At 41.7% G+C, this 12,369-nt stretch carries 11 protein-coding genes; 1 reads left to right on the forward strand and 10 read right to left on the reverse strand.

Annotation, left to right across the window (positions count from 1 at the left end; genetic code table 11):
- The first annotated feature begins 79 nt into the window (after positions 1–79).
- The gene (locus ACEZ3G_RS02675; RefSeq protein WP_432423930.1) at positions 80–787 is read left to right on the forward strand and encodes a hypothetical protein; all 708 of its coding nucleotides are present in this window, start codon (positions 80–82) and stop codon (positions 785–787) included.
- A 797-nt stretch (positions 788–1,584) separates the two neighbouring features.
- Here the strand turns inward: ACEZ3G_RS02675 and tsaB are convergent.
- From tsaB to ACEZ3G_RS02725, 10 genes are all read right to left on the reverse strand, one after another.
- Entirely contained in the window at positions 1,585–2,262 is a 678-nt protein-coding gene (gene tsaB, locus ACEZ3G_RS02680; protein ID WP_432425137.1) for a tRNA (adenosine(37)-N6)-threonylcarbamoyltransferase complex dimerization subunit type 1 TsaB, read from the reverse strand.
- An 85-nt stretch (positions 2,263–2,347) separates the two neighbouring features.
- A complete protein-coding gene (locus ACEZ3G_RS02685; protein ID WP_432423931.1) occupies positions 2,348–3,778 on the reverse strand; it encodes a TolC family protein in 1,431 nt (476 codons plus the stop codon).
- A gap of 28 nt (positions 3,779–3,806) precedes the next feature.
- Entirely contained in the window at positions 3,807–4,958 is a 1,152-nt protein-coding gene (locus ACEZ3G_RS02690; protein WP_432423932.1) for an efflux RND transporter periplasmic adaptor subunit, read from the reverse strand.
- 33 nt (positions 4,959–4,991) lie between these two features.
- Positions 4,992–6,254, reverse strand: a complete 1,263-nt coding sequence (locus ACEZ3G_RS02695) for an ABC transporter permease (protein WP_432423933.1) — start codon at positions 6,252–6,254, stop codon at positions 4,992–4,994.
- A 1-nt stretch (position 6,255) separates the two neighbouring features.
- Positions 6,256–7,485 carry an ABC transporter permease gene (locus ACEZ3G_RS02700; protein ID WP_432423934.1) on the reverse strand — a complete coding sequence of 410 codons (1,230 nt, stop codon included), beginning with the start codon at positions 7,483–7,485 and terminating at the stop codon, positions 6,256–6,258.
- The gene (locus ACEZ3G_RS02705) at positions 7,478–8,179 is read right to left on the reverse strand and encodes an ABC transporter ATP-binding protein (RefSeq protein WP_432423935.1); all 702 of its coding nucleotides are present in this window, start codon (positions 8,177–8,179) and stop codon (positions 7,478–7,480) included. The genes ACEZ3G_RS02700 and ACEZ3G_RS02705 overlap by 8 nt, the downstream gene beginning before the upstream one ends.
- A gap of 106 nt (positions 8,180–8,285) precedes the next feature.
- Entirely contained in the window at positions 8,286–9,398 is a 1,113-nt protein-coding gene (locus ACEZ3G_RS02710; protein WP_432423936.1) for an efflux RND transporter periplasmic adaptor subunit, read from the reverse strand.
- Positions 9,399–9,466: 68 nt separating this feature from the next.
- Entirely contained in the window at positions 9,467–10,726 is a 1,260-nt protein-coding gene (locus tag ACEZ3G_RS02715) for an ABC transporter permease (protein WP_432423937.1), read from the reverse strand.
- A 54-nt stretch (positions 10,727–10,780) separates the two neighbouring features.
- On the reverse strand, positions 10,781–12,028 hold the full coding sequence (locus ACEZ3G_RS02720) for an ABC transporter permease (RefSeq protein WP_432423938.1): 1,248 nt from the start codon (positions 12,026–12,028) through the stop codon (positions 10,781–10,783).
- A 121-nt stretch (positions 12,029–12,149) separates the two neighbouring features.
- The gene (locus ACEZ3G_RS02725; protein ID WP_432423939.1) at positions 12,150–12,362 is read right to left on the reverse strand and encodes a hypothetical protein; all 213 of its coding nucleotides are present in this window, start codon (positions 12,360–12,362) and stop codon (positions 12,150–12,152) included.
- Between the last annotated feature and the right edge of the window lie 7 nt (positions 12,363–12,369).

Raw genomic sequence — 12,369 nt, forward strand, 5'->3', positions numbered from 1 at the left:
CATGCTTGAAAACTAGTCATGTATGTTGTGTTCAGCCTATTTTTTTTGTACATTTAAGTATTATCAAATACTCCATCTAATGAAAAATATCGCACTACTCCTTATTTTGGTCTGTTCGTTTTCCAATGCGCAGATTTCGGCCAACAGGTATGTTTTGACACCTGCCCAATTAAAAGGGGAATTGGTAGAGATACCGATTGAAGGCACTCCATATGTCAATGAAATCTTCAAAAAAGGAGAATCCTTTTTTAGTGGCAAGTTTATGGCTGCATCGCTGATGCGGTATAATGCAATGAACGAGGTAATCGAAATTATGGATGAAAATGGGAAGTCTAAAGAGCTTTTACGTAAAAAGAACATAACCGTCGTTATAGATAACGTAACTTATGAAGTAGTCGCATATAAAGAAGGGCAACGAACTAAATTGGGTTATCTAAACCCGATGAATGAAGGTGAAACAATTTTGTATTATAGGCCTAAAAAACAATTCATGCAGGCCGAAAACCCTGAAAATGGTTATGAAGATTATCAACCAGCCGTGTACAAAGATGTGTCAATGTTCTATATCAAAAAAGGGAACGAGCCTGCTGAACCCGTCAAACTAAGAAAAAACCAAATTTTGAGAAGATTGGACCGCAAGAATTCCTTGCTCAAAAAGTTTATTTCCGAACATAACCTGAACCTTAAGGAGAAAAATGATGTAGTCAAGTTGTTGGAATATTATAATTCCCTACAAAAGACCTCCGATTCGTACTCGGGTTGGGGCGAGACTGGTATAGGTTCTTAGGAAGTCGTTCTTATGAAACAAATCGTTTCACAAATTGTTCTGTCGGTTAAACCCCTAATAATGTCCTGATTACTATAAAGTATTTCGCACTAAATTCCCGTTGTTTTAAATTAATTTTTTCATTATTCTTTTTTGTTTTCCCATTAACTATTCTCTGCCAATTATCTGAAGTAGAGACGGTTATCATAAGTTATAAACTTCCCGGGGCAAGTACAGATCGACAAGTCTAAGTCAGTGTCAATGCCTATTGGAACCAAGCATTCAAAACTGGCAAGACCTTTTTACATGGCGAAGGACAAAAAACCGCATTCTTAAGATACGATGCCTATCGGAATCGATTTGAAATTCTTAAGGGCAAGGATATCTTGGGCTACGTTAATAAAGATAGCGATGTCAATATCATTCTTGAGCGCGAAAAATTTGAGTATATCGAATATTTAAATCATGGCAATCTTAAAAAAGGGTATTTTAACCCCTTAAACCTAGGCGAAACTGTACTTTATTTAAGACAACAGAAGATAATCCCTGAAATTGAATTTCTCAATCATTGCTATTAAGATTTCAAACCATCTGCCTTCGAGCTGAAAATCACTTACTACTAAAAAAGACAATCCGGCCAAAGACCTTAACGAACTAAGCCGAAAAGAGGTTTTCGCCGTCTTATAGGACAAATATTCAGAACTAAGGCAATATGCCCTTAAGAACAAACGCCACATGCGACGCGAGAGTGAAGTAATGCAAGTTTTGGAGTACTATGATACGTTAAAATCGGAAGACTCTAACGAAAAATCGGACGATTAGGTTTTTTTACCGCCTTGAACGATGAAGTCCTTTAGATAAAACGGTTCGAAATAAGCTACATCTTCAAAACGATTTTCAACATATTTTTGATGCGATAATAAGCTCATTTCACGTGCGGACGGAACCACCTCAGTAGTAAAGTCAAAATTGGCATGGGTCAAAACCGGTTTGCATTTATCGGCACCGCTTCCGGCAAGAAGTACCTTATGTTTCTTAGCAAATTCTCCAAAAGAACTCTCTTCTATTATTTCAGCTTTGGTTTCGCGTACCTGGTTTCCTTTAGTATCGAATACAGCGGAGTAGACCTCCATTCTACGGGCATCCAATACAGGAATAATAAAATCAATTTCATCGGTTATGACCTGATACGCCATGCTTTTTAGGGTTGAAATCGAAATCAAAGGAACTCCAAGAGCAAAGCATAATCCTTTCGCAGCCGACACCCCAATTCGAAGCCCTGTATAAGATCCGGGGCCCTTGCTTACCGCAATCGCATCGACTTGTTCCATTTTCAATCCGGATCTGTGCAGTACCTCCGATATAAATACATGCAATTTTTCAGCATGCGAAAAGTTCGGTGTATTCTGCTCCTTCAAGGCCAACAGTTCACCATTTTTCGCCAAACTTACCGAACAATTGGTAGTGGCCGTTTCCAAGTTCAAGATTATCCCCATAAGGAACAAAGATACGTTCAACGAACAAACCTGCAAGATTCGAATGAATTGCAGGTTTGTTGCCATTGAGTTAGAAAATTGAGTGTTATTTTAATTCTATCGGAAGCCCAAAGTAAAACTCCAATACCTTTACCCTGAAGATATAATCAAATTTAGTCCTTATTACCTCGGCTTGGGCATTATCCAAACGGGATTGGGCTTGGCTAAAATCGAAGGCATTCATCAAGCCGACATCAAAGCGTTCTTTTGAATAGTCATAGGCCAATCGTCTCGCATCAAGTGTTTTTTGTGCCGCTTCATGCGCTTTGATCGCCGCTTGGGCATCGTTCCATGCCTGATTGATGACATTTTCAAGATCTAGTTTGGCCTGATCCAGCTGTAATTTCGAACGTTCAAGGTTTATTCGGTTTCTTTTGACACTATTTCGTGCCGAAAAACCATTGAGTATGGGTATGTTCAGACCCACACCAAAAGAATGCCCGTCATTGACGCCCAATTGATAAATAAATGGGTCCATTGCCTCCACTATCGGTCTCCTATTCGGGGCTACAACTGCTTGTCCGGTACCTTCGACGGTTCCTATTTGGGTCGTTGGGTTGTTGGGGTCGATTTCAAAACCACCAATGATGTCTTGGTAAGATGCCCTCGTATTATAATTATAAAATCCAGAAAGTCTAGGGTACAAGGCACCTTTTGCCAATTCAATATCGGTTTCCGCCAACTCTATATTCGCTTCGGCGAATTTAATCTCATTTCTTTGTGTTACAGCCTTTGCGAAAATCTCACTGGGTGAATTGTTCAAAATAGTTGTGGGTTGAATATTGAATTCTTCATTGGCCACATCGAAATTCTCATAGTCATTTATCAAAAGTAGTTGCGCCAATGCTATTTTCGACAGTCGTAGATTGTTCTCTGAATTCACAATCTGTTGCAATTGTGTCGCGGCCGTCGCCTCGATCTCCAGTAAATCTCCCCTAGCGACGACTCCTGATTCGACCAATTCGGTCGTACGTTTCAAGTCCTGCTCGGTGACGGCATATTGCGCCTTGGCAACCACAAGGTTTTCCCGATTAAAAAGTATTTGAAGATAACCGTTGGCCACAGCCAAAGAAATATCGTCTTTCATGTTGTCCAAACGATACTGGTTGGCCAAAAGCGCTAGATTCGACCTTCTGAGACGATTGACATTCTGCAACCCATTGTACAAATCGACGTTCATACCTACACCACCCGAAGTAAACATAGTCGTTAAATTCTCTAGAATACCAGTAGTGACGTTCTGGTTGAGACCTATGTTCCATGAGTGTGACGCTTGGGCATTGATGCTAGGAAGAAAATTGCCCTTGGCGTCAAGCTTGTTCACCTCGGCATCTTTTAGGTCCAATTCCGATTGTTGAATGGTGATATTGTGCTCCAACGCATATTCAACGCATTCTTGCAATGTCCACTTTTTATTCTGTGCCGATAAAATCCCGACCGAAAATACGATCAGTAAAGCCGTTAATCTACTATTCATTTTTTGATTTTTTGATTTTGATTGATGATTATGCTTCGCTATCTTCTTCGGAATCTTCCTCATCCTCGCCTTTCTTGATAGGTTCGGTTTGATTCCATTGTTTTACCTGATCTTCTTCCGTAATTCCGGAGATAATTTCAACATTCACACCATCTGATATCCCGATTTCAACGTCTTTTCTCTCGAACTTTTGTTCTTCAGGCGAACCTACGGCTACCTCGACATAGGGCTTATCGGTCTTGTTGTCAAACTGCAGAAGTGCTTCGGGAATGACCATAACGCTATCCCTTTTCTCCAACACCATCGAGGCATTCGCACTGTAACCTGCCCGAATAAAAATACTATCGTTGACCTCGACATCGCCCTCTATTTTGAATTGAACGGCACCTGTCTCCTCTACCCCTTTGGGCGCAATGAATCGTAATTTGGCATCGAGTTCAGTACCTTCTACGGCCCCCAAACTAATCTTGAGGGGCGTACCGACCTGCAATTTTCCGACCTCGCCCTCATCGACTTTTCCCTCGAAAATCATTTTTCCCAAATCGGCTATCGTGGCTATCGTGGTACCGTCATTAAAGTTGTTACTCTGTATCACTTGGTCGCCCTCTTCAACAGGTATTTCTAAAATTGTTCCATCAACGGTCGCCCTAATATTGGTATTGGCACTTGAGGAACCGCCTGCCGAACCTACACGGATAATCTGATAATCGGACTGGGCATTGGAAAGTTCTTGTTTCGCTTGATCAAATTGCAATTGAAGGTTATTAAAGTCTTGGCTTGAAATAACGCCCTTATCGAATAGGGCCTTGTTTCTATTGTACTCAATCTTCACATTGTTCAGTGCTATTTCGGCATTTCTGACTCGCCCCCTGGCCTGGTTCAACGATTGCTCGTTAGGAACCACTTTGATTACCGCTATCAAATCACCGGCTTTTACCTTGTCCCCTTCTACCAAATAAATCTTATCGATAATACCCGAAATCTGGGGTTTGATCTCAATTTCATCTTCTGGCACCACTTTACCCGTAGCCACAGTTTTCTTCTCTATATTGGAAATAAAAGGCTTTTGGGTTTCATAGGTTACAGAGGACTTGCTGTTCGATTTAATGAAAAAAGCGGCAGCCCAAAGTGCGCCAAGCACTAAAAGTCCGATCAACGAGTATTTAACAATTTTGTTCATTTTCAAGTTATTAGTTGTTTTACGGTTTTTCTGTTATTCTTCCCTTAGTGCGTCAATAGGTTTGATGCTTACCGCTCTTTGGGCGGGTATTAATCCGATCAAGGTTCCCAAAACCACCATTATCAGCAGTGCACCCAAGACATAGGGTATCGGTACGGTCGGATTGGTATAAGGAAAATCAATGTCTTTTGTCAGGTTATTTATCAAGGCCAAAACACCCGCCCCTAAGATTATGCCTATTATTCCCGATAGAACGGTCAAGAAAACGGATTCCAATATAATCTGGTTACGAACCTCGGCCGGGGTAGCGCCTAATGCCCTGCGAACCCCCAATTCCTTAGTACGTTCTTTTACCGAGATCAAAAGAATATTGCCAATACCGATTACCCCGGCCAAAATGGTAGCTATGCCCACAATCAAGGACAAGAATGTCAATCCTTGGGCAAAACCCATTATTTTACTGAATGCCTCGCCCAAATTAAAGGATCCGAATGCCCTTTCATCTTCGGGATCTACCCTATGTATATTCTTTAAGAGCATTTTTACATCTTTTTCGACCTGTACAACATCGGCATCATCATAGGCAGCTATGCAAAGGTATCCTACATTTTCTCCGGTATTGTATAGTTTTCTGAAAGTCGTGAAGGGAATGAATATGGCACTATCATTGTCAAAACTAACGCCTTGCGCCAATTTATGGACACCTATTACCTGAAAATAAACACTGCCGATCCGGATGTATTGCCCGATCGGATCTTCATCTTTTTCGAACAGTTCCTGTAAATTTCGCTCACCTATCACGCATACCTTCCGCGCCTGTTCGATATCCTCATCATTAATGAAGCGACCGCCATCGAATATTTTTTTTGTAGCGATCTTGGTATATACCGGATAATCGCCATTTACGGTATAGGTACCCGATTTTTGACCTCGCACCGTATAGACCGGTTCAGTACCAAATTCACCCATATCTATTCGCGGGGCAATGTATTGGATTTCGGGAATTCTATTTTGCAGATCGGTAACATTATCGAGCTTCAACTGCATCTGCCTTCCGGTTTTATAACCACCATATGGCATGCTTGTGCTCTGGCCCCAAACGAACATGCTGTTCATCGATACCGTTTTGAAGACTTTGTCAAAACCATTGTCCATTCCTTTGGCCGCACCAGAAAGTCCTATATAAACAAATATTCCCCAAAGCACACCGATCATCGTAATGATGGTCCTGGTCCTATTCTTGCTGATAGAACCAAAAATTTCTTGCCAAGTATTTCTGTCAAATATAAATCTCATATTATTCGTCTCTTAAGGCTACAATAGGTTTTATGCTTGCAGCTCTTTTGGCCGGAATATATCCGGCTATCGCACCAAAGAGAATCAGTATAACGGTAGCAAAAATCGCCAAGCCAGTATTTATAAAAGGATTTGTTATAAAAAAATCTTCGAGTTTTTCTCCTAAGGAGCTCAAAATTGCTATTCCTATGATCATACCCAATATTCCTGAAATTGTGGTAATAAAAACCGACTCTAAAAGTATCGAACTGATTACCGACCTGGGTGTAGCTCCCAAGGCTTTGCGAATACCTAACTCTTTGGTACGCTCCTTTACCACAAATACCATGATATTACTTATTCCGATAATTCCGGCCAGTATAGTGCCAAAGGCGATAAAACCGCCTATATAGGCCAATACACTGGCAAATTGCTGATTTTGTTTTAACTGGTCGGCTACATTTCGAATGAAAATACCCTGCTGATCATTCGGACTGATATATTTTTTTTCCCTTAAAAATTTGTCCAAGCTCTTATCAAAGGCCATCGCTCCGGCATAACCTATCTCGGGTTTGAAGGCCACGATCATTTGATCGACCTTATCGGTATTTTTTTCAATAAGCTGCCTTGTCGTATATGGAAGATACAGTCTGCGTTCTTCATCATCGCCACCATCGTCTTGATACACACCGATGACCTTGAACATGCTACCGCCAACATCTACATATTTACCGATAGCATCTTCGGTGCCGAACAAATCTTGCTCTACCAACCTTCCGATAACGGCATACTTCGTGCGATTCTTTACATCTTGCTCGTTGAGGTAACGCCCCCGCATAATAATCGTCTTTTCGGCATGTTGGTGCGAAGGTGCCACCGCTCTTGTAGAATAGTTGTTAGACTCGTTCTTATACTTGACCAAGGCACTTCGGGTTATTCTAGGAGTCACATATTCCATGAATAAGGGAAAATTCTCTTCAATATCGACAAGATCGCTATTGTCAAACTCTATCTGACGCCCCGATTTGTATCCCTTATATGGTACAGTGGTCCTACCCGCAAACAAGTAAAATGTGTTACTGGCATCGTCACTGAAAAATTTATTGAAGGTATTTTGCAGACCATTGGTGAGACCGACCAGCGAAACGAATATAAGGATACCCAACGCTACGGTAAAGCCCGATAAGAACGTACGCAGTTTGTTCTTTTGTATGGTCTCGAATATCTCTTTCCAAGTATCTCTACTAAACATACGCGGCAGCCCTAACTTGCTTTACTTTTTTATCTTCTAGAATAATACCGTCTTTCAAGTGCACGATACGTTTGCACATGTTCGCGATATCGGGTTCGTGGGTAACAATGAGTATGGTATTACCCTGGTCGTTTATCTTCTGGATGAGGTCCATGACTTCGTAAGAGGTCTTACTATCAAGCGCACCTGTAGGCTCATCGGCCAAAAGCACTTTTGGTTCTGCCGCCATAGCCCTTGCAATCGCCACTCTTTGCTTTTGACCACCTGACAATTCACTGGGCAAATGTGTGGCCCATTCTTTTAAGCCTACTTGGTCCAAATATTTCAGAGATTTCTCTTCGCGCTCCTTTCTTGGCATTCGCTGGTAATACAAGGGCAAAGCCACATTTTCCATGGCCGTCTTATAATTGATCAGGTTGAAAGATTGGAATACGAAACCCAGAAATTTATTCCTATAGTTCGCGGCCTTCGTTTCATTAAGGTTAACTATCGGAACCCCATCTAACGTGTAAGAACCTTCGTCAAGTTCATCGAGCATCCCCAAAATGTTGAGTAAGGTTGATTTTCCTGATCCGGAAGAACCCATAATTGCAACTAGTTCTCCTTCTTCGACCGAGAAATTGATTCCTTTAAGTACATGCAGGGAATTGCTTCCCATTTTATAGGATTTATGAAGGTCTTTGATTTCTATCATATCGGTAAAGTTAATTGGCTAGGTGCTACCCTCTGGAATACGTGAATAAGACACCTAAGGTGTTAAAATGTTACAAGATTTGCTCTAAATTTTATGTTAAAATAAATCAACCGCCAATTTCCTCAGGCTTAATAGCGTTCCAGACCTTGATTTTATCATCTTTACCAATACCGGATTTTACCTCGACAAATATTCCGTCGCTTATGCCCAATTCAACATCGCGTCGCTCAAACTGTTGCTCTGCTGTCTCAACTTCGACAAAAGGCTTTTTGGTTTTACCATCAAACTGTACCAAACCCTCCTTCAGCGCCATAACACTGTCGGCCCTTGCCAAAATAATCGATGCGTTGGCACTTAGCCCGGCACGAATGAATGTGGTATCTTGCTTTTTCAAAGTACCTTTGATTTCAAACTGTATTGCACCGTTCTCTGCATTTCCCTTAGGTGCGATATAATCGAGAACTGCATCAAAAACCGTATTTTCAATGGCCCCTACCGTGATTTCCAAAGGCAGGTTCTCTTTTAGCTTTCCAACCTCCGATTCATCCACTTTGCCTTCAAAAATCATTTTTTCGACATCGGCGATAGCAGCAATGGTCGTTCCTTCATTGAAATTGTTCGCCTCTATTACCTGATTGCCGACTTCGACGGGCACTTCTAGAACCATACCACTTACCGTGGCCCTTATCTGGGTATTGGCCGTTGAACCATAACCCTTTGTAGTACCGGTCTTTACGATATCGAAACGCTTATTGGCCGCCCGATAGGCCTGTTGTGCCTGATCAAAACTTACCTGGGCACGCTCCAGATCCACCTTAGAAACAACTCCCTTATCGAACAATGTCTTTTGTCTGTCCAAATTTCTTTTTTGGTCGTCAAGGTCTATCCTGGCCGCATCAATATTATCACGTGCGCTGTTCAACGCATCGAGATTCGGCACTACCTTTATTCTTGCCAAAAGGTCACCCGATTTGATGTAATCGCCACCTTCTACATAAATTTCTTCTATCACGCCTGAGATATTGGGTTTTATCAGTACTTCCTCCAATGGTAAAATACTTCCGGTCGCCACCGTTTTTTTGATAATCGTCTGTGTCGTCGGAGTCTCGGTTTCATAGACTACGGGGTCCTCGGCGTTTTTGGAGTACAGGTAGTACATGGCGCCTCCGAAAGCCAATATGATTGTCAGCAAAATGATGATGGTTACTCTTTTCTTCATTTTCTTGTTTATTTGATTGATGTATTTGAATTGTCTTATTAATTAATTGCCGATAGCCAGGCCATATTCTACTCTGTTCTTAACGCTTCGATTGGTTTCACCTTTATAGCGCTGTTCGCTGGAATAAAGCCCGCCAACAATCCCGATACTATGAGAATGACCAAAGCGGTAGTCACCACGCCTAAGTTAACACTTGGGTTCACAAACATCATGACCGGACCGCTGACATCCAACACATAGTTGATTCCATAAATAATGAACGCCCCAAAAGCGATACCCGCCATACCCGAGATTATGGTCAAAAAAATGGATTCCAACAATATTTGCTTTTTGATGGACCACGGACTCTCTCCCAGGGCGCGTCGAATTCCTATTTCCTTCGTGCGCTCCTTCACGACGATCAACATAATGTTGCTTACACCGATAATACCCGAAAGTAAGACCAAAATACCTACAAAATATGCGATGAGTTCCAAAGCCCCAAATAGACTGACCACGCGCTGAAACTGTTCGTTAAGGTCAAAATGCCCTATTGCCCGTTCATCTTCGGGATGAATTCTGTGGTTCTCTTTTACTATACTGAAAATCTGTTCCTTGATTTCGGTAATTGGAATTTCATCAACTGCCGTTATGGCCATCCAACCTACATCGTCGCCCCTATTGAATGCTTGTGAAAACGATGTGAACGGTATATAGATTTCTTTTTGGGCATTTTCGCTATCGCCATCGACATTCGATTTTTTGTAGGTGCCGATGACCATAAAATTGACATTGTTGATCTTGATATATGAGCCCAGACATTCTTCGCCAACATCATAAAGGCTATTTCGAACATCGACACCGATAACGGCCACCTTACGCTTTTCATTGATATCACCATAATTGATAAACCTACCCGAGGTGATATCCATGGGTTCTTGCTTTATTATCTCAGGATAATCCCCATAGACACTGAAAGCACCCGTTTTTAAACCATGAATAACATTGTTCGAACCCCGAAAATTACCCAATTGGTTTCTGGGAGAAACAAATTTCAACCCATCTACATTCTCCCAAATATCGGCGAGATCGCTCGTCTTATAACTAAACTGCCTGTCTTTCGGAAGCCCCTTGTAAGCTTTGGTCGCGGTTCGGGTCCACATGAACAAGGTATTTGTTGCGATATCGCCGAAATCGGCGCGTATGCCGTTTTCGAGCCCCTTGCCCGCGGCCAGAAGAATTATCAAGATCAATATTCCCCAAAAAACGCCGAACGCGGTCAATACCGTTCTGAACCAATTGGTGGTCAGCACTTGTAAAATCTCGTTCCAACGATCTTTGTTAAACATCTAATTGGTTTAATATGATAACTATGAAGGCATAATCTTGATGCCCAAAGTCGCTTATTCTTCTTTTAAGGCCTCAATCGGTTTTATACGAGCTGCTCGCCAAGCAGGGAAAAATCCTGCCAAAGTGCCCGCAAAAATCAATAGAAAAACAGTTGTCAAGGCCACATTGAAATCAATCGAAGGGTTAGAAACATAATCGACTTCGACATTAGGCCCTACCAATTCCAATAAACCCATGCTAACGATGAGTCCCCCGAAACCGGATACCGCTGTAACGAAAACAGCCTCATGCAAAATCATGCCGACAATTGACCAAGGCTTGGCCCCCAATGCTTTTCGGATTCCAATTTCACGCGTGCGCTCCTTAACGATGATCAACATAATATTGCTCACACCAACGATACCGGCAATAATGGTACAGACACCCACGAACCAAAAGAAAGATTTTATACCCATCATCAGGTTCATAAATCGCTGCACATTCTCCAATGTATTGAAAGTGTTTATGGCGCTTTCGTCATCAGGCGCTACTGTATGCGCTTGCTTCAAGTATGTCTTTATTTCGTCGGTAAATCTTACAGATTCCTCTAAAGTCTTTTCGAAAGTAGCTGCCGGTTTTAAGGTAAAAAACATCATATTTAGACTGTCACCACCGTTAAAAACACGTTGGCCCGTACTAAGCGGAATATAGACCCGGTTTTCTTCGCGTTCACCCCCCTTGTCACCATACACACCAATAATTTGAAAACTCAAATCGGCTATCTTCAATTCGCGGCCAACGGGATTTTCCTCATTTTGAAGGAGCTCCCTATGAATTTTATTACTGATAACGGCAACTTTGGAAACCGATTCATGGTCCTTATAGTTCAAAAAACGGCCCTGAGAAATGAACTCGTTCTCTATATGTTGGTATTCAGGTGAAATGCCCTGCACCGAATAGGCACCGGATTCTTTTTTGTAGTTGATACTGGCATCAAAAACCCTGAAGTTAGGGGACTTGTATTCCAACTCATCGGCAAACTTGTCCTCAACATAGGCATAGTTCTCATTTCTCAACGTGATCGGACGACCGGGGTTCAGTCCCTTATATTCCTTTGTCGTGACCTGAGTCCAAACACCAATACGATTGCTGGCATCTTCTTCAAATTCAAGGGCAATACCATTTTGCATGCCCTGTCCGAAACCCAATAAAATAACAAGTATAAATATTCCGGAGGCCACCGAAATACCGGTAAGAACCGTTCGCAATTTATTCTTACGAATCGTTTCGAAAATCTCTTGCCATCTTTCGATGTCAAACATGAGGTTGGTGTTGATTGATTGATGAACTAGCTCTATACAATATTGAGCTATTATATTATCATAAGACTATAAAGTGATGTTAATGTTACAGCTTAATGTGTTAAAATTTAATAAAGCTGGCTCAATTGCGTAATTTTCTATAGACGAAGTAAAACAGGCCCGCAACCAAAATGTACGGTATGGCCATTAAGTAGACAATACCGTTGTTAATTCCTTCGGCGACACCGTCATTGCCTCCGCTTTCAAGTACGGCCCTGCACATGGCGCATTGCGCTTCGGAGTCAATCGGGACCATGAAGGCGATAAAAATCAATATGAGATATCTTTTATACATAAATTAC

It is taken from the genome of Meishania litoralis (assembly GCF_042611095.1).
GTDB lineage: Bacteria > Bacteroidota > Bacteroidia > Flavobacteriales > Flavobacteriaceae > Meishania > Meishania litoralis.